General features: G+C 46.7%; 18 protein-coding genes. 3 read left to right on the top strand and 15 right to left on the bottom strand.

The window, feature by feature from the left end:
* Positions 1 to 20 precede the first annotated feature (20 nt).
* From ptsG to NSQ50_RS07885, 4 genes are all read right to left on the bottom strand, one after another.
* Positions 21 to 2090 (bottom strand): glucose-specific PTS transporter subunit IIBC, encoded by a 2070-nt coding sequence (gene ptsG / locus NSQ50_RS07900; RefSeq protein ID WP_036683572.1) that lies wholly within the window; start codon positions 2088 to 2090, stop codon positions 21 to 23.
* Positions 2091 to 2355: 265 nt separating this feature from the next.
* Positions 2356 to 3234, bottom strand: coding sequence for a glucose PTS transporter transcription antiterminator GlcT (glcT, locus tag NSQ50_RS07895; RefSeq protein WP_036683575.1), 879 nt, complete (start codon positions 3232 to 3234; stop codon positions 2356 to 2358).
* 401 nt (positions 3235 to 3635) lie between these two features.
* Entirely contained in the window at positions 3636 to 5219 is a 1584-nt protein-coding gene (locus NSQ50_RS07890; protein ID WP_081383764.1) for a flotillin family protein, read from the bottom strand.
* Positions 5219 to 5755: a hypothetical protein gene (locus NSQ50_RS07885; protein WP_036683577.1), complete on the bottom strand. Its 537-nt coding sequence runs from the start codon at positions 5753 to 5755 to the stop codon at positions 5219 to 5221. The genes NSQ50_RS07890 and NSQ50_RS07885 overlap by 1 nt, the downstream gene beginning before the upstream one ends.
* Positions 5756 to 6657: 902 nt before the next feature.
* On the opposite strand from NSQ50_RS07885, the gene NSQ50_RS07880 reads away from it, so the two are divergent.
* Positions 6658 to 6891 (top strand): hypothetical protein, encoded by a 234-nt coding sequence (locus NSQ50_RS07880; RefSeq protein ID WP_076141375.1) that lies wholly within the window; start codon positions 6658 to 6660, stop codon positions 6889 to 6891.
* Positions 6892 to 6999: 108 nt separating this feature from the next.
* Here NSQ50_RS07880 and NSQ50_RS07875 read toward each other — a convergent pair whose 3' ends face one another.
* The 4 genes from NSQ50_RS07875 to NSQ50_RS07860 form a co-directional block, all read right to left on the bottom strand.
* Complete coding sequence (locus NSQ50_RS07875; protein ID WP_036680996.1) at positions 7000 to 8163, bottom strand: iron-containing alcohol dehydrogenase; 1164 nt, start codon at positions 8161 to 8163, stop codon at positions 7000 to 7002.
* Between the two features lie 163 nt (positions 8164 to 8326).
* Positions 8327 to 9907, bottom strand: a complete 1581-nt coding sequence (locus NSQ50_RS07870) for a UDP-glucose--hexose-1-phosphate uridylyltransferase (protein ID WP_036680995.1) — start codon at positions 9905 to 9907, stop codon at positions 8327 to 8329.
* Between the two features lie 54 nt (positions 9908 to 9961).
* Positions 9962 to 10948, bottom strand: a complete 987-nt coding sequence (galE, locus tag NSQ50_RS07865) for a UDP-glucose 4-epimerase GalE (protein WP_036680993.1) — start codon at positions 10946 to 10948, stop codon at positions 9962 to 9964.
* Between the two features lie 4 nt (positions 10949 to 10952).
* Positions 10953 to 12128 carry a galactokinase gene (locus tag NSQ50_RS07860; protein WP_036680992.1) on the bottom strand — a complete coding sequence of 392 codons (1176 nt, stop codon included), beginning with the start codon at positions 12126 to 12128 and terminating at the stop codon, positions 10953 to 10955.
* A 188-nt stretch (positions 12129 to 12316) separates the two neighbouring features.
* On the opposite strand from NSQ50_RS07860, the gene NSQ50_RS07855 reads away from it, so the two are divergent.
* On the top strand, positions 12317 to 13213 hold the full coding sequence (locus NSQ50_RS07855) for an AraC family transcriptional regulator (protein WP_249267705.1): 897 nt from the start codon (positions 12317 to 12319) through the stop codon (positions 13211 to 13213).
* Positions 13214 to 13299: 86 nt separating this feature from the next.
* Here the strand turns inward: NSQ50_RS07855 and mgrA are convergent, their stop codons facing one another.
* From mgrA to NSQ50_RS07835, 4 genes are all read right to left on the bottom strand, one after another.
* Positions 13300 to 14298: an L-glyceraldehyde 3-phosphate reductase gene (mgrA, locus tag NSQ50_RS07850; protein ID WP_036680989.1), complete on the bottom strand. Its 999-nt coding sequence runs from the start codon at positions 14296 to 14298 to the stop codon at positions 13300 to 13302.
* A 107-nt stretch (positions 14299 to 14405) separates the two neighbouring features.
* Positions 14406 to 15146, bottom strand: a complete 741-nt coding sequence (locus NSQ50_RS07845) for an NAD-dependent protein deacylase (protein WP_076104932.1) — start codon at positions 15144 to 15146, stop codon at positions 14406 to 14408.
* Positions 15147 to 15180: 34 nt separating this feature from the next.
* Positions 15181 to 15945 carry an HAD family hydrolase gene (locus NSQ50_RS07840; protein WP_076104931.1) on the bottom strand — a complete coding sequence of 255 codons (765 nt, stop codon included), beginning with the start codon at positions 15943 to 15945 and terminating at the stop codon, positions 15181 to 15183.
* A 34-nt stretch (positions 15946 to 15979) separates the two neighbouring features.
* A complete protein-coding gene (locus NSQ50_RS07835) occupies positions 15980 to 16723 on the bottom strand; it encodes an alpha/beta hydrolase (protein WP_076141374.1) in 744 nt (247 codons plus the stop codon).
* A gap of 193 nt (positions 16724 to 16916) precedes the next feature.
* On the opposite strand from NSQ50_RS07835, the gene NSQ50_RS07830 reads away from it, so the two are divergent.
* Positions 16917 to 17957: an acyltransferase family protein gene (locus NSQ50_RS07830; RefSeq protein WP_036680982.1), complete on the top strand. Its 1041-nt coding sequence runs from the start codon at positions 16917 to 16919 to the stop codon at positions 17955 to 17957.
* Positions 17958 to 18046: 89 nt separating this feature from the next.
* Here the strand turns inward: NSQ50_RS07830 and NSQ50_RS07825 are convergent, their stop codons facing one another.
* The 3 genes from NSQ50_RS07825 to NSQ50_RS07815 form a co-directional block, all read right to left on the bottom strand.
* A complete protein-coding gene (locus NSQ50_RS07825) occupies positions 18047 to 18994 on the bottom strand; it encodes an ArsR/SmtB family transcription factor (RefSeq protein ID WP_036680981.1) in 948 nt (315 codons plus the stop codon).
* 145 nt (positions 18995 to 19139) lie between these two features.
* Positions 19140 to 20534, bottom strand: coding sequence for a family 43 glycosylhydrolase (locus NSQ50_RS07820; RefSeq protein ID WP_076224431.1), 1395 nt, complete (start codon positions 20532 to 20534; stop codon positions 19140 to 19142).
* A gap of 42 nt (positions 20535 to 20576) precedes the next feature.
* Positions 20577 to 22325: a glycoside hydrolase family 2 protein gene (locus NSQ50_RS07815; protein WP_076224434.1), complete on the bottom strand. Its 1749-nt coding sequence runs from the start codon at positions 22323 to 22325 to the stop codon at positions 20577 to 20579.
* Between the last annotated feature and the right edge of the window lie 3 nt (positions 22326 to 22328).

Here is a 22328-nt window from a genome sequence, read left to right as displayed (position 1 = left end):
AAGCATCGGCCCTTGCACTTTTACTGAATCGTAATGATGTCTTGGTCTCCTATAGAAACCTTACCCGGCTTCTTCAATGTTACAGAAGAGCCTTCTGGTAAATTCGAGAAAATAACAGGTGAGATTACAGAAGGTGCATGTGCTTTTACATACTCTAAATCCACTTCCATAATCGGTTGCCCAGCCGCTACAAGATCGCCTTCTTCAACTAATACCGTGAAGCCTTGACCTTTAAGCTTAACCGTATTAACCCCAATATGAACGAGCACTTCCTTGCCTCCGTCAGACATAATACCGATGGCATGTTTGCTCGGGAACACGTTAAATACCTTACCGTAAACCGGTGAAGCAATCTTCCCATCTTCGGATAGGAACGCGAAGCCATCGCCCGTCATTTTTTGGGAGAATACTGGATCTGGCACCTCTGTGATATCCAACAATTCACCGTTTACTGGAGATACGATATCTTCCTTGATAATCGCTTCACCAGCTTCACCTGCCTGTTGTTCTTCTTCTGGCTCTGGAGTAACCACTACTGGAGCTGCTGAAGCCGCAGGTGTCTTTCCGTTAATCACATCTTGAATCTGCGATTTAATCGTGTCTGAACGTGTGCCAAAAATCGCTTGAACGTTATTACCCACTTCCAGCACACCTGATGCACCAAGTTTCTTAAGACGGTTCTTGTCTACGCCTGCCTTATCTTTAACTTCAACACGAAGGCGGGTAATACAAGCGTCTAGATGAGTGATGTTTTCTTTACCACCTAGAGCGGACAAAATGTTCCGCGGTAGATCATCACCGGCTCTGGAGACAGACTCCGTATTCACTTCTTCTTCTTCATTCGTATCTTCTTCACGACCCGGTGTCATAAGATTGAATTTCCGAATTACAAACCGGAAGCCGAAGTAATAAATTAAGGCAAGGGCCAGACCTACCGGAATAACCAGCCACCAAGCTGTACGGTTCGGGATAATACCGAAGAGCACAAAATCGATAAAACCACCCGAGAATGTCATCCCGATTTTAACATCAAGAATATGCATAGTCATAAAGGACAGACCTGCAAACACAGCATGTACAGCGAACAGCAATGGAGCCACGAATAGGAACGAGAATTCGAGCGGCTCAGTAATCCCTGTCAAGAACGATGTCAATGCCGCGGAAATCATCAAACTTCCGACGATCTTTTTATTCTGTGGTTTAGCTTCATGATAGATAGCCAAAGCCGCTGCTGGAAGACCAAACATCATGAATGGATATTTACCCGTAGTAAATGTCCCTGCTGTGAAGTCTACTCCATCGCGAAGCTGCTGCATGAAGATCCGTTGGTCACCACGTACCAATTCTCCAGCTTTATCAACGTAGGTACCAAATTCATACCAGAATGGAGAGTAGAAAATGTGATGCAGTCCAAAAGGAATGAGCGAACGTTCGATCGTTCCGAAGATAAACGCTGCAAGCGTTTTGTTCGTATCAATCATACTTTGTGACACATAGTTCAGACCATGTTGAATAGGTGGCCATACTATTGTCAGTAACAAGCCCAAGATTAGAGCTGTTACCGCCGTCATAATCGGTACGAAACGTTTACCTGCGAAGAAACCTAGGTAAGAAGGAAGCTCAATTTTGAAGAATCGCTTGTACATGGCCGAAGCCAATATACCGACGAGTATACCTCCAAACACCCCTGTTTGCAGTGTTGGAATCCCTAATACGCTGGCATACGAGAAGTCGCCTTGGCTTAGAACGTAATCATTAACACCAATAACTGTACCCATCGTAATGTTCATTACGAGGAAACCGATAATGGCAGCTAGACCCGCAACACCTTCACCCCCGGCTAAACCTATCGCAACCCCCACCGCGAAGAGTAAGGCTAGATTATCAAATACAATTTGTCCTGAATTCATCAATACGTTGGCAACAGCCTGAACAACATGGTTCTCCAGTGCTGGAACATATTGCAGGAAGTCTGGGTTTACCAGCATGTTTCCTATTCCAAGAAGCAAACCTGCCGCAGGCAGAATAGCTACTGGAAGCATCAGAGCTTTACCAACTCTTTGTAAAACACCAAACAACTTTTTAAACATTTAGGTTACTCCTTTCATTAATTTCACTAAAACAGATGCCAAAAAAGGCATGAGCAACACAGTATAGAAGTTGTAATCTAACGCTATCGTTAGATTGCCCCAAGAAGGGGGTTAACAACCAAAATACTGTAATTCACTCATGCCTGATCGAATCAGTTACACGCTCGATATTCTGTTTTGTTGATGACAGTGAACATTGTAGCATCGTTTTTTTTAAGTAGCAAGCGTTTTTTTTGAAACCATGATTTGTTACAACTTTTGCACTTTAAGGAGCTTCACCATTCTTGTCCATATCTTGTTCGTCCACTTTTTTCTGGGCAATACGCTGCAGGTGAATCGTCAAATAACTTACCTCAGCTTGATACACGGGAATTCGCACACGCTGTTCGATAATTTTTGTTAATTTCCAAGCCAACGAATACATCTCAGGATACTCCCGTTTCATGAGTCCATCCAGGGTTGAGGTCTCTTGTACCGCCTCTCCACGGCGTAATCTTTCTAGAACAAATCGCAGATGGGTTACCAGTCTTGAGTAATCAAGTGAATCCCGTGGGATTCGATAGTCCAGATAATTCTCGACTAACCCAACCAGCTCTCCAATCAAGAGAGAATGTTGTCTAACCTCGGAAATTTGCCTATTACTAAGTGCGCTGACAATATGAAGAGCCACAAAACCTATCTCATCCACCGGCAATTCCACGCCCATAGCCTCATTGATCCGTCCAATCGCATATTCTGCCATCTTATATTCCTCAGGATAAATCTCCTTAGTTTCATACAAAAATGGATTATGAATTGGGATATCTTGTTCAAAACGACGGATAGCAAAAGAAATATGGTCGGTAAGTGCAATGTGAATATGCTCATTAAGCGGCTGACGGTTACAATGCATAATATGTAATACTATTTCTTGAACGACCTCAATCAACTTCTCATCCACTTGGGGAAGAAGCTGTTTATATTGTTCCTGCTCCTCCTGGCTACGAAGAATAAACATCTTCTCCACGGAGGATAGATTAATCTGATCACGCAGCTTGCGGTTAAACCCTATCCCTTTACCGATAACTACAACCTCAGAATATTGAGGATGCTGGGCAATGATAACGTTGTTATTTAACACCTTCGCCACTGTTATGCTACTCATTTTTGACACCTCTTTTATTTCTAAACACCTAACTTCCAGCAGCATTCGCAATAAGAAATCGTACGATAAATACAAGCTTTGCTACCATCATAACACCAAGAATTGCATATTAGAAGAACACTCTGTGTCCTTACTAAGCTAGTAGATCAGAGTGAACAGCCTTAAAGGCTTTTATTTTACCTGAAAAAATCTTTAAACACCAGTGAAAGCGACGATGTCCATTTATACAATAATTCCCATGGTATTTCGATAAGCTATAAGCCTTCACCAAAAATCACCTGTATACGCACGAGCTGTTTATCATGTTGTCTGTTTTAGATCAACACATAAAGATTAAGGTATGACCAGCAGCTTTGCCAGTCATACCTTAAGTAAATTAAATCAATATAATTTGCATTAAACTATTTTTCCTTTTGTTCAGGCAGAGAAGTTAAAGTCTCGCTGGCTGCACTGGATGTTACTGATGGCTGAATATAAGTTGCAGGGGCAACTGCTGCGGTTGGTGTAACTGATGCTCCTTTGCTTCCGGAAGCTTTAGTGGTCAGCCCCTTGATCAGTGCCTCTACATCAATCCCTGAGACGCTCTTCAGCATCTCTGGAGCGGTGGACATTAGCTGAGTCACATAATTGCTGACCCGGGCTGCACCTTCCCCATTACCGGTATCTACAACGGTAAGTTTATCAATAGATGCCAGCGGCTTCGCAATTTGGCCAGCCAAATCAGGCAGCATTTTGACGATGATGTCGAGCACCGCTGCTTCGCCGAATTTCTGGAAAGCTTCCGCCAGTTTCTCTTTGGCTTCTGCTTCCGCTAGACCGCGCAACCGGATAACCTCAGCATCCGCTGTACCTTTAGCCAGCTCTGCATCCGCCATCGCTTGACCTTCAAGACGCTTCTGCTCAGATGTCGCTTTTGCTTGCGTTTCAATACTATATTGCAAGGCATCTGCCTCACGCATTCTCTTCGCCTTATCGGCTTCCGCCGCTTGCTCTACTGCATAACGATCCGCTTCTGCTTTTTTCTTCACTTCAGCATCATACTGCTTCTCGCGAACTTGAATTTCTTTGGCTTGCAAATCGATTTCACGTTCCTTACGTACCAGCTCAACCTTCATCTGTTCTTCAACAACGGTCTGCTTTGCACGTGCCTCTTGAATATGATAAGCCTGGTCGGCTTCCGCTTTCGCTGTATCCTGATCCCGTTTAAACGCAGCCACCTTAAGCTGGTTTTCCTTAGAGGCTTCGGCAATATTCGTATCCCGCAGCAGCTCAGCTTTTTGCCCTTGCTCTTCTGCGTTTGCCTTTTGAATTCTCGCATCCCGCACTGCTTCTGCTTCAGCGATCTCTGCATCCCGCTTCACAGCAGCTATCCGCGGTTTACCCAGTGCCTCTAGATATCCATGTTTGTCTCGCACATCCTTGATGGTAAAGGAAACAATTTGCAGACCCATTTTCTTAAGATCACGTGCCGCCACGCCTTGAACCTCTTGCGCAAAGCGGTCACGGTTACGATATACTTCCTCAACGGTCATCGAACCGAGAATGGCCCGCAGATGACCTTCAAGAACTTCTTGTGCTTCGCTCTTCAGTGCTTCAATCGGTTTGCCCATAAATTGCTCAGCAGCTGTCGCCACATCTTCCGTTGAGCTACCCACTTTAATGATCGCTACGCCGTCGGCAATAACCGGAACCCCTTGTTCGGTGTATACTTCCGGGGTCGTCACATCGAGTTTATGAGAAAGAAGCGACATAAATTCAGCCTTCTGAAAGACTGGGAGTATAAAGGCACCGCCCCCGCGTACAATCTTTATTTTACGACCAGAACCATCGTCTGAAATATGATTTTTCCCTAAGAACGACCCCGTTACGATCATCCCTTCATCGGGTCCAACCGTTTTGTAACGTGCCCAGAATGCGATACCTAGCACAAACAAAACAGCAACGACAACAGCAGGGACTAACAAATACTCAGGAATACCGAACATTAAAGATCCACTCCTCTTCTCTTTTCGAATTCTGACACCAATGCAACGCCTTCTCTAACCTCCACTACAACAACTTTAATCCCTGCCGGAAGCAGCTCATGATCAAAGCTTGCTGCCGTATGCAGGCTATTGCCGGCGCCAAACTTTACCATAATCTCACCATAACCAGTGGCGGGAACAGGAATTGTGATTTCCCCGATCTTACCAGGCAGATCACTCATTGAGAAACCATTGGACATTTCGCTTTTTTCCATGGGCTTAACCACCCCTAGATACATAAGTACTCCCAAAAAAGCGGCGGCTAACAAAGACAAAGCAATGATCGCCCCAGCTTCCAGAGCGCTGTACCGGGTTAGAAGAATGCCCGCTCCGCCGAACACGGTTATTCCTCCTGCCAGCACGGTGGGATTCAGAAAATCTACAGATACGAAATCAAAGGCCCCATGCAAGGCATCTCCGATCACATCGCCCACCAGGACGCTGACTATGGCAAATATGACGCCTAGCGCCAAGCAGCCTAAATACAGCGTTTGCATTTTTATTTCCTCCTGTCTTCAATCAGGACTGTCATATTACATTAAACGTACAAAGTAGGTCCTTGGTTTCACAATCTTTGGATATTCACCCAAATAAGTTCCATTCAGAGGATAAGCATACGCACATTGACACTGTTTTATTACATACGATGGGGTTGTTCTCAAAGCCGTCCAATAGTTGCTGAGGCGCTGATTTTTGTTGGTAACACTCTCGCGCGTATGAAGGGGTTATGCTGTTTACGCGCCTTCGGCCCATCGGACTCAGCAGACCCTATTTGCCGTTTTATCCGACATTTGGTATGCTATCGGACCGCATAGCCACTATTGGCATTGAAACCAGCAAATATAAGAGCATTTCCAAGCAATAGTGTCTCTGGTGTCCGAAAACTTGCTCAAAAGACTGAAAATTCGCATATAACGTCAGTTGGGTCCGTAGGTAGGGCGTATAAGGGTAGGCCGTATATTGGTAGAGGAATCAGTTGAGGGAGATTACAAACACTAGTTGGTTGGGTAACACTCTCGCGCGTATGAAGGGGCTATGCTGCTTATGCTGCTTATGCTGCTTATGCTCCTTCGGCCCAACGGACTCAGCAGACCCTATTCGCCGTTTTATCCGACATTTGGTATGCTATCGGACCGCATAGCCTCTATTGGCATTGAAACCAGCAAATATGAGGTCATTTCGAAGCAATAGTGTCTCTGGTGTCCGAAACCTTACTCAAAAGGCTGAAAATTCGCAAATAACGGCAGCTGGGTCCGTAAGACTGTGGAGGACGGTCGACGGATTAGATTACGGGAACGAACAGTGATAGATGAGGAGCGGTCAGCGGCAGTGGGTATCTGTCAGCGGCAACGGAGGTTAGTCAGATGCAGTCGAGGTGTGAACAGCGGTAGCCGGAGGTTTGGACAGCCGCAGCGAGACACGGTCAGCGGCAGCGGAGGTTTGGACAGCCGCAGCGAGACACGGTCAGCGGCAGCGGAGTTCGGATAGCGGCAGCGGAGGTTTGGACAGCCGCAGCGAGATACGGTCTGCGGCAGCGGAGGTTCCGCCAGCCGCAGTGGAGTTCGGTCAGCGGCAGCGAAACCTTGTGATGAGAGCGACAGAAAAGTACCGTAAGAGGAGCAAGTCACACTAGACCATAAACACCAAGAAGCGATTCCTCCATAACGAGGAATCGCTTCTTTGACATGCTTTTGCGGCTTCTAGAATAAAGAAATATGGTCTCTTTCCGTAGAAGAGTTACTTACAAAGCCATTTTATAAATCTCAACTACATCTTCACGCTCAAGCTTGCGGAAATTACCAAACGCTCCGAAACGAACAGCCTTGTCAGCCATACTGCCGATCTCGCTGTCATCAATATCATAATCACCAAGTGTCTTCGGCGCACCGATGGAATCCCAGAAATTACGCAGAGCCTCGATACCCTCCAACCCGATTTCTTCATCAGTCTTGCCAGCAGGATCAACTCCGAACACATTTACCGCAAGCTTGCGGAAACGTGCAGGGTTTGTGCTGAGGTTATATTTCATCCATTGCGGGAACAAAATCGCCAAACCTCCGCCATGCGGAATATCGTATACAGCCGATACTGCATGCTCGATATTATGAGTCGCCCAATCTCCGGCAAAACCCATGCTGACCATTCCGTTAAGCGCCATCGTACCGCAGTACATGATGGTCTCACGCAGCTCGTAGTTATTCAGATCTTCGATAAGCTTCGGCGCGGTTTCAATTACAGTGCGCAGCAAAGTTTCACAGAAACCGTCTTGTACCGGTGTATTGCCGTCTGTATGGAAATAGTGCTCCAGAACATGTGACATGATATCCACCATGCCATAAACGGTCTGATCACGTGGCAGAGAAAAAGTGTTCTCTGGATCAAGAATCGAAAATGCCGGGTAGGCATGCACGCTGCCCCAGCCCATTTTTTCCTTAGTAACCTCGTTTGTGATTACGGAGCCGTTATTCATTTCAGATCCCGTAGCAGCCATTGTCAGCACTGTGCCCAGTGGAAGCGCGTCTTGGGCCGCTGCTTTACGCTCTACAAAGTCCCACATATCACCATCATATTTCGCTCCAACAGCAACAGCTTTTGCACAGTCCAATACGCTTCCGCCCCCTACTGCGAGAACAAGGTCAATATTATGCTCCCGGCACAGCTCTACGCCTTTATGTACTGTGGAAAGACGTGGATTGGGTTCTACTCCAGAGAGTTCAGTCACTGTAGCGCCTATTGAACTCAGCTCAGCAACTACTTTATCGTACAAACCGCTACGCTTGATACTGCCGCCACCGTACATCAAAAGCACATTTTTACCGTACTTAGGAACCTCCGTCTTTAAGGCTTCAAGGGTACCCTGTCCAAAAATCAGCTTGGTAGGATTATAAAATTCAAATTTACGCATATGTGTAAACCTCCAGTAGTTAATTCATAATGTCTTACTCCTTCGTATTATAAACCTCTGGTTACCCGCATTCAAATTAGGTGGCTGGATTTCGTCATTCCGAATAAAAAAAGATGCCCCAAGCCCATAGGCTTGAGGACATCCTTAAATCTAAATTCACTTACTACAAAGCACCGAAGCTAGTTACAAAACGGCGGAAAGCCGCTTGACCTTCTGGAGTCCGTTTGTAAACGCCAGCGTGTTCAAGAATATGCGTAAACTTGATGCCAACTTCGTTCTGCACAATCTTGAGCGCTTCCTCGTGTTGCAGTGCAGTTCCGAATCGCTCCACCAGCTCCTGAATCCAAGCCGCATGCTGCGCAAGAGAATGACTAGGGTCATTCTTCACCGCCTCTAACAGCGCTTGATCTCCTGCAAGAATACCTGCGATGGAATCGAGTTCTTCCTTCAAACGGCCTGGCAGAATCGCCAGTCCCATAACTTCAATCAAGCCGATGTTTTCTTTCTTGATATGATGCATTTCCCGGTGTGGATGAAAAATCCCTTCAGGATATTGCTCATTAGTCCGGTTATTCCGCAGCACAAGATCCATCTCGAAGCTGCCGTCCTCGGCCCGGCGGACGATAGGAGTAACGGTATTATGAGGTTGTACTTCACCGTCAACCTCACTAAAGGCTAGCACTTCCGCCTCTGGATCGCTGTAGGCTTTCCAAGCTTCATAAAGCGCATTTCCGCATTCCAGTAGAACCGCAGGATCTTCACCATTTAAGCGCAATACGGACATCGGCCATTTTACGATATTAATGCTGACACCCGGATAAGAAGCATGTGTAAATGTATCTTCCTTAGGCGCTTTTTGAATCGGGAACGTGTGGCGTCCGCCCTGAAAATGGTCATGCGTCAGAATAGAGCCGCCAACAATCGGCAAGTCTGCATTTGAGCCAATAAAATAATGCGGAAATGATTCCACGAAGCTAAGCAGCCGCTTCAAGGTATCCTTGGTAAGCTTCATTGGCACATGATCATGATGGAATACAATGCAGTGCTCATTGTAATAAACATATGGCGAGTATTGGAAGAACCATTTTTCATTATTCAGGTTAAGCGGAATGATACGCAGGTTCTGGCGCGGCGGATGATTGATCCGTCCGGCATAACCTACATTCTCACGGCACAGCAGACATTTCGGATAGACTGGCGGCGGGAGCAGCCGAGCCATCGCAATTTCCTTCGGATTTTTCTCAGGCTTGGACAAATTGATCGTCATTTCAATGTCTCCGTACGGCGAATCCTGCAGCCAGTAGACATTCTTGGAGATCCGATCCATCCGAATATAGTTCGAATCAATGCTCAATTTATAAAAACGGTCTGTAGCCGCGGAGATGCCTTTTTCAGCAGTCAGACTATAGAATTCAGCATTTACATCCGAAGGACGGGCCATGAGAAGTCCCATAATCTTGGCGTCCAGCAAGTCACGGTAAGTGTCACTATTCTCTGGGATCAATCCGATTTCAAAACCATAATCAATCAGTGCATCGAGTGGAGCCTGCGGCCCTTCCAATGCACTTTGATCGATGTCACCTACAAGCGGCTCACTGAAACCAAACTGTTCGAGCAGCACATTACGGCTATAATCTTCATCGGATGGAGCTATAAGCTGCTGGCGCAGTGCGAACAGAACAAGCTGCTCAATCGCATGTAATGCTTTCTGGCCAGCAGGCGTAATCTTATTCTCGTTGTGCATTTTAATTCTCCTTAAGTAGGGTCTCAAGTTCAAGATAAGCTAACCTAAAGTCCCTTATTCTCCGTATCCTTGCGGATTGGCAGAGTGCCAGTTCCATGCACTTTGAATAATATCTTCCAAATCTGCATGCTGCGGGTTCCATCCAAGGACGCTACGCGCTTTGTCGGAGGAAGCTACCAGCACAGCAGGATCGCCGGCACGGCGTTCTTGAATGACTACAGGAATTTCAAGTCCAGTAACCTTCTTCGCCGTTTCAATCACCTGTTTTACCGAGAATCCAAGTCCATTGCCCAGGTTGAAAATATTGCTGCTGCTTCCGCTGCGCAGGTAAGTTACCGCACGGACATGGGCGTCAGCCAGATCGCTGACATGGATGTAGTCGCGCACACAAGTACCGTCTTCTGTAGGATAGTCATCTCCGAAAACAGCGATACTGTCACGTTGCTTCAAAGCCGTTTGCAATACCAGCGGCACCAAATGACTTTCTGGACGATGGTCTTCACCGATTTTGCCACTGGCATGTGCGCCAGCTGCATTGAAGTAACGCAATGCTACATATTTGATGCCCAGTACTTTATCAAACCAAGCCATCATCCGTTCCATGGTCAGCTTAGTTTCTCCATACACATTGGCCGGTTCAGTGCGATCTGTTTCTTCAATCGGCACCTTTTCCGGTTCGCCGTAGGTTGCAGCTGTGGACGAGAATACGATCTTGTTTACGCCAGCTTTTTGCATAGCTTCCAAAAGACACTGTGTACCATATACATTGTTGTCGTAATATTTTACAGGGTCCTTCATGCTTTCTCCGACCAGCGAGCTTGCGGCAAAATGGATAACCGCTTCAATCTCATTTTCAGCGAACAGCTTACCCAGCAGTTCTTTATCACGCAGATCACCTTCGTACAGCTTGCCACCCAGCAACGCCTCACGATGCCCTGTTAGCAGATTGTCGATGACCACCACTTCTTCGCCACGATCCAGCAGCTCCGCTACAGTATGAGACCCAATATACCCTGCTCCACCTGTTACTAAAATCGCCATCTGATTACACTCCCTTCAATTCTTGGACACCATTACCGATGCCGCAAACGTAGAACTCGCCAACCAAACCAGATCTTGTGGTATAGGCTTCACCAACTTCACGAATGAAACGTTCTATATCATCTTCATGTACCAAAGATACTGTACAACCTCCGAAACCCGCGCCAGTCATACGGGAACCGAGTGTACCTGGGATACGTCCAGCTTCTTCAACCATAATATCAAGCTCTGCACAGCTAACTTCATACAAATCGCGCAAGGACGCATGCGAATCATTCATGAACTGTCCAAACTGCTTCAGATCATTGTTTTTTAATACCTCAACGGAATCCAGCACGCGTTGATTCTCTTCCACGACATGGCGAGCGCGGCGTCTTACAATTTCGTCTGTGATTTTATCTTGATGTGCTTCGAACTGTTCACGATTGAGCTGTGCCAGATAAGCTAGCGAAGGCACTTCTTTTTGCAAAATAGCCAATGCCTCATCACACTGCTGACGACGTTCATTGTACTTGGAATCTACAAGCCCTCTGCGTTTGTTCGTGTTGCCGATAACCAATTTGTATGAACCTGTGATGAATGGTACCAAATTGTACTCAAGTGTGTCGCACATCAGCAGGATTGCATGATCGCGTTTGCCGTTAGCAACTGCGAACTGATCCATAATTCCGGAGTTTACACCTACGTACTGATTCTCCGCACGCTGGGACAAAAGTGCAATCTCAACAGTGTCTGTATCGCCGCCTTCGAGAGTCAGGAACGCATAAGCAGTAACGACTTCAAGAGATGCCGAGGAGGACAAGCCTGCTCCATTCGGAATATCGCCATGGAACAGCAGATCGTACCCTTTGGATACCGGGGTGCTTTTCTTATCCAGCTCAACCATTACCCCAATCGGATAGTCAATCCATTCACCAGTTTTGGACTTGCCAATTTCGCTATAATCAATAGAAGCTTCGTAAGGAAAATTAGTCGATGCAAAATTCACTTTGCTGTCACTACGTGGACGCACAATCAGCGTTGTACCGAATTCCAAAGCTGCGGGAAGTACATATCCGCCGTTATAATCCAAGTGCTCTCCGATGAGATTGACACGACCTGGTGCATAAAACACCTTAGCCTCTTCCTCGCTCACCCCATATTTTTCAATAAATTTGTTGTTAAGTTCCTGCATGCTCATTAATACCACTCCATCCTTTCGCTGCTTCAGCCAGTGGGAATTAGTAAAGCGTTCTTTATGTACTCATTATAATAGATTCACTCATCCTCTGATAATGCAATCATGTGTGTAATGTATGGATAAATGTGACTTCCCATAATATAATAATTACATATATTACTGTTACTCTCTAAACTATAAGCCATTAAATGACATTAACACAAGAAAGGCTGTCCCAAATGGAGCATACTTATTCCGTAGGATCCAATCCCGTGTATTACGATAAACAGAACCTTCATGTACTATTTGCCGGCCAGAGTCAGACACTGCCCATGCATCAAGCTGGACCCAAGATCTATGATTATTATTTGCTGCATTTCATAGAATCTGGCTCGGGTGTTTTCCGTACAGAACATCATAAATATGAGTTGGGTAAAGGAGACTGCTTCTTGATCCATCCGGGACAATTAGTCAGTTACGTCTCTGATAAAGATCAGCCCTGGTGCTATCGCTGGGCAGCATTTACTGGCAGCGAAGCTGACGATCTGGTGCTGCAGACGGGGTTCACACCACAACAACCCGTGGTGACCACAACAGGTGAAAGCCTCATTCCAGGTGCCCTGTCCAGCATCATGCAAGCCTTCAACGCCAACAAAGAAAGTGCCCATCTGACTTCGCTTGGGTATCTCTATCTCATTGTCGGCGAGGCAGCTGATTTGCTCTCTTCCTTCTCCCGTCTTCCCGGAACAGAATCACAGGTTAAGCGTACTGTGAAGCAAATGATCCACTATATGGCTTCTCAATATGCGCACCCGGTCTCTATTGAACAAATGTGTGATACGCTGGGTTATAATCGAGCCTACCTGTCCCGTGTATTTAAGCAAGAGACCGGATTATCTCCGGTGACCTACTTGCTAAAGCTGCGTATTGAAAAGTCCAGACAGCTGCTGCGTGAACGACCGGAGCTGTCCGTGGAACAGGTAGCAGCATCCGTGGGGCTCACCGATGCTTTATACTTCTCTCGCCAATTCAAACGGTTTTGTGCCCAGTCACCGACGGCTTACCGGATGACTACAACGAGACAAGCAGAGAAACCTGAACGTTAGTTTGACCTTTAATTCATAAATCCACCTTACAACAACAGCCCGTCTTCCTTAACTTAAGGAACCGGGCTGTTACTGTGTTCAATACGCTATAGTTCTGTCTTTAGAATCGTTTCAATCCGCTCTAACTCCTCTGGACTGAAATCAGGCTTAGCTAAAGCAGCTATATTCTCTTCAATCTGATCCACTCTGCTTGCTCCAATTAGGGCAGAAGTAACCTTGCCCCCCCGGAGTGTCCAAGCCAGTGCAAACTGAGCCAGACTCTGTCCTCGCGAAACCGCAAGCTGATTAAGTGCGCGAATCCTCCGCTGCACCTCCGGTGTAATCCGGCTCTCATTCAAGGCGGCAGACGGCTTGGCAGCCCTTGATCCCTCTGGAATACCATTCAAGTATTTGTTGGTTAACAAACCTTCAGCCAGAGGTGTAAAAGCGATGCTTCCTACACCACTTTGTTCCAGTACATCCTGTAAGCCGCCCTCAATCCAACGATCGAGCATAGAATAACTAGGCTGATGGATTAAGAGCGGTGTGCCCAGGCTTTTTAGAATGCTGAGGGCTTCAGCCGTCTGCTCCGCATTATAGTTGGATAGTCCTATATATAAAGCTTTGCCAGAACGTACCGCATAATCCAGTGCCTGCATGGTTTCTTCAAGCGGTGTTTCCGGGTCTGGACGATGAGAGTAATAAATATCAACATAATCTAGGCCTAGCCGTTTCAGGCTCTGATCCAGACTAGCCAGCATATATTTACGCGAACCCCATTCGCCATAAGGGCCGGGCCACATGTTATACCCTGCTTTTGTAGAGATCACTATTTCATCACGATAAGGAAACATATCATTGGCAAGAACTTTACCGAACAGCTCTTCTGCTGAACCAGCTGGTGGACCATAGTTATTGGCCAGATCAAAATGGGTAATTCCAAGATCAAAAGCACGAGTGATCATTTCTCTGCCGTTCTCGTAATTATCGATCCCACCAAAATTCTGCCATAATCCTAATGAGATTGCTGGGAGCTTGAGACCTGAGTTCCCGCAACGATTATAACGCATGTTGTCATACCGTTTATCGTCTGCTACATATACCATTGCTTATCCCTGCCTCTCATTACACGCTGTTGTGAGCCTACCTTATCTTTAAACTTCTGAGCGTAATAATAATCTGGCAAGAGAAACCAAAGGACAGCTTTTTCCATCTAGCTTAATAGATCCTTGACACTGCCCATTACTTTTCCAATTCGATCTGTAATCAGCAGATCCGCCCGGTCATCATAAGGTGTGGGATCTCCGTTCAGCAGCACCGTACGTTTGCCACGGAAATAAGTCACCAAACTGGCCGCAGGCTGAACCGTTAGCGAGGTTCCACCAATAATAAGCATATCTGCAGAGGCAATCGCTGCGACAGAGCCCATAAGCACGGAATGATCCAATTCTTCTTCATATAAAACCACATCCGGCTTGATAATTCCGCCACATTCCGGGCAGCGAGGAACGATCTCAGTCATTTCCAGCAGTTGATCCAGCCCGTAATACCGTGAGCAGTCCATACAATAGTTGCGATGGATCGAACCATGCAGCTCAAGTACACTACGGCTACCCGCCTGCTGGTGCAGGCCGTCAATATTTTGCGTAATCACCGCCTTCAGCTTCCCCTGCTGTTCCAATTCCGCTAGTAGCTGGTGCGCACCATTCGGACGGGCCTCTGGATGAATCATTTTACTGCGGTAAAAATCAAAAAAAATGTCCGGTGAGGACATGAAAAAAGTGCGGCTCAGCATCACTTCAGGTGGATAAGGTGAATTGTGCTGAGTTTGATATAATCCAGCTGCGGAGCGGAAATCGGGAATTCCACTCTCTGTCGACGTACCCGCCCCTCCGAAAAAAACGATGTTGTCACTTTCTTTGATCCAAGAAGCAAGTGTCTGCAATTGATCCATGCTAAGTAGCACATCCTTTCCTTTTATTAGCTGATCAGTAAGTGATCCGAAGCTCATTAAAACCGGAAATGATTACATCTGCGTCTATAAGGTGCTCCCCATCACCACTGGCGGAAATCCCAATTGCGAGGCGAAGCCCTGCACCTTTACCTAATTGCATATCGGCATTACTGTCCCCAATAATAATCGTCTCTTCAGGCGAAAGCCCTAGCTCCCGGCAGGCCAATTCAGCCATTTCAGGAGCGGGTTTTCCGTTTTTCACCCTGTCCCTAGTAACTACCGAATCAAAATAGCCTGCCACATTAAGCCATTCCAAATGCTCTCCAGTGGTCTTTGCCCCATCGGAGGTAACCACGCCAAGCTTAAGGGATGCCGCAGAGCATTGCTCCAAAAAAGAATAAAGTCCCGCTAAAGGCTGTGCCATACGGCGTCGGCGTAATTCGTACATTGCGTTTTTAGTTATGCTTTTCACACGGGTCAGCGCTTCATTCCAAGGAACTCCTGCTGCATATAGCTGCCACGCGAGTACACCGTAACTTTCTTCCTCTGTAGCCATGGTAAGCGGCCCCGCCGGGTCGTACCCTATTAACTTCCCTTGCGGATCATGTTGCGTACCCAGCACCTTGCTGCGCTCTACAATAAATCCCGCTCCCATGATCGCTAGTTGATCTTCCAGTCCGCGCAGCACAAGCTCCGCCCAATTCCCCCAGGTGGCTAATAGATCGAGTAACGTCCCGTCTTTATCAAACAATATTCCAGAGCAGGGAACGCATTCATCGTTAATGTGTAATACTGGCATGAATTGTTTCCTCCCTCTGTTGAATGACCCGTAACTACCTCAGATTTCCCAGCCAATCCAACAGGGCACTTACTGTGCGACTCTGCTGCTCTTGCTCAGATATTGTGGCTTCGCCGTCCCCCTTCTGAGGCCCGTAGCTGCCAAATTGCGCATGATTCCCACCTAAAATTGAACTATAAACTGTATTATCTGGCAGATAGGAACGCCCTTTGTTGTAGCTGTCTCTGTCAATCACTTGATCCTCAGTACCCACAACTGATAACACTGACAAAGTAGTCTCTCGTAGACTGCCCTTTTCATCTGGATAAGAGGCTAAGAAAAATACACCTTCCAGCTGGTCCGTATGCTCAATTGCGTAACGTGAGGCCATGACACCCCCAAGTGAATGTCCACCCAGCACAAAAGATTGCTTCGGATGTACACGAATAATCTCTTCTGCGGCATCCCCCTTCGTTACGGCTAAATTAAACGGCATTTTGGCGATGTAGAAGGGATGCCCTGCAGCAGCGACGCTCTTCGCAAGAGGGGAGTAAGCTTCCGGTTTAACCAAAGCCCCAGGATAAAATATAATCGAGGCGCCTTTAGTAATGGAAGGTTCGAACGAAATCCAATTATCATTCTGTTCGACGGTAACTCCACCACTTGAAATCAGTGCGGTTTCGGCTTCTTGAGCCGGTGCATATGGCGTTAAATACTTCCATATCAGCAACCCAGCTACAACTAAAATAATCAATACAAAAATAGCGACGCGACGCTTAGTTATTCTTCTCTTCAACATGTTCCACTCCCAGATGTTAATGCATATAAAAATTATAGTGGAATCCCTCTATTCTAACAACCTTCAACACATCGCCACATTTCGCACACATGATAACGCTTTCTATTGTGATTTAATTCACAATTAAATCAAAGAAAATCTAGTATTTTAAAATTAAATTAATTTGCATACAGCATAATTTGGAGGCTAAATCATGGTAGGGGAAAACTCGCTGGAAACGCGCGGAGAAACCTTTTTTCTCAACCTGCGTTTTATGCTTATTATCACTGTTTTTGCCGGTAATGCAATTGAACCTCTGATTAACAAAATGAGCGGAATACACGGATTATATATGTGGATTTTCAGCTTTCACATGCCGCTGTTCGTACTGGTGACCGGCTATTTCGCCAGAAAAAGCCTTGCCGGAACTACCGGCCGCAAAATGCTGCTGCAAATTGGATTGCAATACCTCATTTTTCAAAGCTTATATTCCGCACTCGACGTTTCCCTCTTTCATGTAAGCAACATCCAGCATTCCATTTTCGCACCCTATCTGCTCCTATGGTTTCTGGCCAGTCATGCCTGCTGGCGCCTCCTGATGCTCGGAATGAGCAGATGGTCAATAACCGCTAAGCTCCTCTTCGCTGTAACAGCGGGGGTGGCTGTGGGATATCTCCAGCTGGACGGTGTATGGTTTAGCATCAGCCGTACCTTTGTATATTTGCCTTTTTTCATTATCGGCTATCATTTCTCCTTCGAAACCTTCGTCAAGCTCTATCAGAAATATATCAAAATCTTTGCAGCAGCAGCCTCCGTTCTACTCCTTGCCATCATGGCTACATGGGGAGCAGGATTTCCCTTTGGCTGGTTATATGGCAACATGACCTATATGCAGCTTGATGCCAATGTATGGTATGCAGGCGTATACCGCCTGGGACTGTACGGACTACAAATTGTCGCTTCACTCGCTTTCCTCGGTCTTGTACCTTACGGAGCAAGCCGCATGACCGACTGGGGACGCCGCACGTTGTATGTCTTCCTGCTTCATGGTTTTATCGTTCGTCTGGCTGCCGTTTCTGGGATTTACACCTATATTGGCAATGCTGCTGGGGCAGTAGTCCTGCTGCTCACCGCCGTATTATTCACCGTATTGCTGGCTCAGCCGTCAGTTAAACGGCTCTTTCACCCGCTGGTTGAGCCGTCCGTTGACTGGATGATCACCCTTCAGCGTGCCGCCCTACGCCGCACACTCTGATTTTACATCCAGAACAAACAAAGCAAGGCGGTTCCCTGGATACGAAGATTCGTTTCCGAGGAACCGCCTTGCTTTATCCATCTCCTAAGCTAAAGTTCTACTTCATCCTGATCCATTGTATATTTTACCTTCATCATAATATGTTGTTCATAATCGCCAAACTGGCGCCCAAACAGGTTAAGTCCACCTTGATGAACTGCATCGGGATTGATTCCAATGCGCAGCCGCAATTTGGGGCTCCGGTTAATCAGAAGATCATTTAAGGAAACATTCGACACCTTCTCCATATCAAGTGTCGTCTTTTCATGGTCAACACGCCAGGTCTTGAGAAACCCGTATTGTGTGGATCCATCCCACCACCAGTTCGGATTCAGCTTGCCCCGCCGGTCACCGAAATCACCGGGACTGGTCCACATGCCGATCTCCGATCCATTCACCCACACGGAAATGTTCGAAGGCCAGTTCTGGTCATAATTCGGAGCTTCCGAACAGATCTCCATGGATAATTCCAGCGATTCAATTTGTGCTCCGGAGGGGATATCCATAGGCAGCAAATATTCCAGGAATCCTTTGCGGAGCCAGATCAGCTGAGCGTTGACATGTTTAGGGTGATAAAAGCTCGATGGTTCATCTTCTTTGATAATAAGACCCTCGCTATTAGCCATTCCGCAAGTAGGAGATACCTCACAGTCGCTATAATGACCGATCGGCATCTCTACTTCATAGACATGAGTTAATCCCTTTGGCATCGGCTCTTTTAAATTCAAGGCAATATGAAGATCATCATAATTCCGGCTGCAAACTTTCATCGCCCCGCGTGAAGCCGGAAGCAATTCTGTATGAATTAACTCTGCTGCTTCTAATACTTTAATATTGCTTGCTACCGTCGACACTGGAAGCTTCAGCCTCTCAGCGATTTCAATAATATTTAAGTTTTTGGAGTTTAAGAGCCGAAGTATATCAACCCTAGAACGGGTTGATAAAGCATGCGTTACTGTGACTAATTTTTCCGGGTCGTTTAAGCTAAGTTCCAGCACAAATCAGCTCTCCTTGTATCCTAATAATTATCCTAATCTTACTTCTTAATGAGATGAAAAACAATTACAACTACAGGCCCTTTCACCTAGAAATGACCTCCGGAAAACCGGAAGCCATCTCGTAGGTCTCTTAGGTTTGTTCGATTCACAATGGCTTAATATCAATGAAATCAATTTCTCCGTAACCTTCGCCTTTGGTAAAACGAAGCTTGTTTATGCCTGCCTTCAGTTGAATCCGGGCTGTGGACAGCCCCCAATTCTCCCACCCTTTATTGGTGATATAGAATGGTCCGGAAGGTCCTGCATTGACACTAAGCTGAAAATTCGACCAATTCCCGCCAGCCGTTCCATTCGCCGTTCGAGCCAAAAGAATATACTCGCCTGCGGCTGCCGCATCAACCGAAAATTCTACGTAACTGTCCGGTGTATCAATATGACCCGCCTTAAGCCCACCCGAGCCCTTGGGACTCGAAGAGGCATAGGCATCGCCGCCAAATGTCCCTTTTTCCGCTTCGTAGCGGGTATGCATGTTTTCACCTGAAGGCAAAGTTATAGGAAGATTAGGGTCAACGGGAATGCCCAGATTAGGTGTATGATCAGCATTCCAGCTGAATTTCTGCATCCGTACCTCGCGGTTCCAGCCAGCGTTGTTGTATTTGGCGACATGGTACATGATCCAATCCTCTTGGCCGTCAGGAGACTTAGTAAACGAATGGTGTCCAGGTCCGTAAAGTCCATTGCCTGAGGAAAAGATAGGCTGATTGCGTTTATTCCATGATGCCGGATTCAACAGATCACTGGAGATGTCTGCGGTGATCAGTCCCAGACAATAATCATTGGTCCAGCTTCCACTTGCCGAGTAGACCAAACTAATGACTTCTCCATTTATAATCACCTGCGGTCCTTCATTCACATTTGGGGAATGAATCGTTTCCCAGCTATACGTTGGTCTTGAAATCTCTACGCGTTCGGAATCAATGGTCCAGGGATTACTCATATGCGCGATATAGAGATTCTGCCGCACATTAACATTCCCCTCCCAGCCGGACCAGATAAAATACAGCTCGCCGTTCACTTGCAGCACAGTACCGTCTATAGCCCACTTATTGCTTGAATCTGTGATCTGGCCTTTGTACTGCCAAGTTCCCTGCATCGGGTCTGCCGCTGTGTTCTCCATTACATGCATGCGGTGGTTTACGTTATCTCCGTCGTCCATCGCATAGTAGATATACCAAGCTCCGTTTATATAATGTAGCTCAGGCGCCCAGATGCCGCTACCGCCCGTGTTGACAACTTTAGTAGGCGCTGCATCAATAGTGGTCAACTGGGCTGACTTCCAGAGAGTAACATTGCCACCTGTTGTTTTGGTGAAATAATAGAAGCCATCTGTATGTTTATACACCCATGGGTCCGCCCCGTCCTGCATAACCACGTTGTAAAAGTCATTATGATCAGAGACAGCTAAGGTCACCTTCCCCATTGGAAGAATAAGAAGAACACTTAAGGCTACCAGACATTTTTGCCGGAAATTCACTTTCATAATCTATCACATTCCTTTCGAATGAATAGTTACGTAGCGCCTCTAATCTTCAATTGCAGCCTTACGCGCATTGATGCGGCGGATACGCTCAGGATCGAACTTCGGCTGTCTGTCATAAGTATACAGTCCATTAACTTCCTGCTCCACATCGTACAGCTGGGTATAGCAGAATCCAAACATCAGCGGATGATCTAATAGAACATTCGTCAACCCCTCGTAGCGTTCGATAAACATTTGCTCTGAGGTCGGTCTGTCCCCATACCCCCATGATTTTTCATCTTTCTGCTGTGGGTTCCACCAAATTCCGCCATACTCGCTGATGAAGTAAGGTTGACCTTCATACGTTTGGCGATCCGGGAAGGTATTGAATACTTGACCGCCATGCTTCATAGGTTCATATCTGTCCCGGAACGTCTGCGGATTCTGGTCATAGTCATGAAGATCGAAGATATCTGTAGCCACATGGAAGTTACCGCTTGTATCAATTACGGGACGTGTTGGATCCATACGTTTTGTTACGTCGTAAACAATCTGTAGCACGGCGTTATGCTGCTTCACACCGTCCCGATCCCAGGTCTCATTAAAAGGGCACCAGCCGATCAGCGCGGGATGATTGAAATCACGCTGCATACCTTCGAGCCATTCCGGCAGGAAGTGAGACAGGCTATCCGCTCCAGTAATATTCAGCCCCCAATTGGCATGTTCTCCCCAGACAAGATAACCTAATTGGTCAGCCCAATAAAGATAACGCGGCTCAAAGATCTTCTCGTGAAGTCTTGCGCCATTGAAGCCAAGCCCCATTGAGATTTCGATGTCTCTGCGCAGATCTTCATCAGTAGGAGCGGTATAGATTCCCTCCGGATAAAAACCTTGATCCAGTACTAACCGCTGAAATAAGGATTTCCCATTGATCCGGAATGCCATCCCATCCAGTCGTACCGTGCGGAGTCCAAAATAAGAATGGACCACATCACTCTCCCGTCCCTGACAATGCAAGGATAACTTCAGGTCATACAATCTGGCGTTTCCAACTTCCCATAAGTGAATCTCTGACAGTGGAATCGTAAGTTTTATAGAGGGCCCGGAAACAATCACACTGCTGTCCCCGACGGGTTTGCCGCCATAAAGAGCAGTAGCGCTAAGCGTGTCCCCCGCAACGTTCCCTTGTACCTTCATTTCGAGGTGCACACAGCCATTGTCGGGATCAGCGACAACTTTCAGATTAGACAGATAGGTCTCAGGCACTTGCTCAAGCCATACCGTCTGCCAGATTCCTGTAGTGCGTGTATAGTCGCAGCCGTGCGAATGGAACTGTTCACTCTGCTTGCCCCGCGGCTGTCGCCCCGATCGAACGTCGTCTTCAGCATATACAGTAATCACATTACCGCCCGCTAAAAGATTAGAAGTAATATCAAAGCTAAACGGAGTATATCCTCCGCGATGCGTACCTACGGATACGCCGTTCACCCAGACCTCCGCCATATAATCAACGGCGCCAAAATGAAGGATAACTCTGCCATTTGTCCAGTTCTCCGGCACGGTAAACTCCCTTTTATACCATACAGCAGCCATAAAATCTTTGTATTCTACGCCGGACAGCCTGCTTTCCGGACAGAAGGGCACAGTAATTGTCCCTGAGAGATTATGTTCGTTAACAGGGTATCCGCGTTCCTTCCCACTTTTGCCATGATCAATTTCGAATTGCCACTGGCCGTTCAGATTGATCCACTCTGGTCGAACAAAGTCAGGGCGGGGATATTCAGGACGCGGAAGCGTTGCTTTTTGTGTCATGGT

Source organism: Paenibacillus sp. FSL R10-2788 (assembly GCF_038003885.1).
In the GTDB taxonomy this organism is placed as follows: domain Bacteria; phylum Bacillota; class Bacilli; order Paenibacillales; family Paenibacillaceae; genus Paenibacillus_AQ; species Paenibacillus_AQ odorifer.
The sequence above is the reverse complement of the archived record's forward strand: the minus strand, read 5'-3'. Positions and strand labels throughout refer to the sequence as shown.

What these genes read in the sequence shown, in the direction of transcription:
- ptsG (WP_036683572.1), bottom strand. Translation starts at nt 2,090, where the DNA reads ATGTTTAAAAAGTTGTTTGGTGTTTTACAAAGAGTTGGTAAAGCTCTG.
- glcT (WP_036683575.1), bottom strand. Translation starts at nt 3,234, where the DNA reads ATGAGTAGCATAACAGTGGCGAAGGTGTTAAATAACAACGTTATCATT.
- NSQ50_RS07890 (WP_081383764.1), bottom strand. Translation starts at nt 5,219, where the DNA reads ATGTTCGGTATTCCTGAGTATTTGTTAGTCCCTGCTGTTGTCGTTGCT.
- NSQ50_RS07885 (WP_036683577.1), bottom strand. Translation starts at nt 5,755, where the DNA reads ATGCAAACGCTGTATTTAGGCTGCTTGGCGCTAGGCGTCATATTTGCC.
- NSQ50_RS07875 (WP_036680996.1), bottom strand. Translation starts at nt 8,163, where the DNA reads ATGCGTAAATTTGAATTTTATAATCCTACCAAGCTGATTTTTGGACAG.
- NSQ50_RS07870 (WP_036680995.1), bottom strand. Translation starts at nt 9,907, where the DNA reads ATGCACAACGAGAATAAGATTACGCCTGCTGGCCAGAAAGCATTACAT.
- galE (WP_036680993.1), bottom strand. Translation starts at nt 10,948, where the DNA reads ATGGCGATTTTAGTAACAGGTGGAGCAGGGTATATTGGGTCTCATACT.
- NSQ50_RS07860 (WP_036680992.1), bottom strand. Translation starts at nt 12,128, where the DNA reads ATGAGCATGCAGGAACTTAACAACAAATTTATTGAAAAATATGGGGTG.
- NSQ50_RS07855 (WP_249267705.1), top strand. Translation starts at nt 12,317, where the DNA reads ATGACATTAACACAAGAAAGGCTGTCCCAAATGGAGCATACTTATTCC.
- mgrA (WP_036680989.1), bottom strand. Translation starts at nt 14,298, where the DNA reads ATGGTATATGTAGCAGACGATAAACGGTATGACAACATGCGTTATAAT.
- NSQ50_RS07845 (WP_076104932.1), bottom strand. Translation starts at nt 15,146, where the DNA reads ATGGATCAATTGCAGACACTTGCTTCTTGGATCAAAGAAAGTGACAAC.
- NSQ50_RS07840 (WP_076104931.1), bottom strand. Translation starts at nt 15,945, where the DNA reads ATGCCAGTATTACACATTAACGATGAATGCGTTCCCTGCTCTGGAATA.
- NSQ50_RS07835 (WP_076141374.1), bottom strand. Translation starts at nt 16,723, where the DNA reads ATGTTGAAGAGAAGAATAACTAAGCGTCGCGTCGCTATTTTTGTATTG.
- NSQ50_RS07830 (WP_036680982.1), top strand. Translation starts at nt 16,917, where the DNA reads ATGGTAGGGGAAAACTCGCTGGAAACGCGCGGAGAAACCTTTTTTCTC.
- NSQ50_RS07820 (WP_076224431.1), bottom strand. Translation starts at nt 20,534, where the DNA reads ATGAAAGTGAATTTCCGGCAAAAATGTCTGGTAGCCTTAAGTGTTCTT.
- NSQ50_RS07815 (WP_076224434.1), bottom strand. Translation starts at nt 22,325, where the DNA reads ATGACACAAAAAGCAACGCTTCCGCGTCCTGAATATCCCCGCCCTGAC.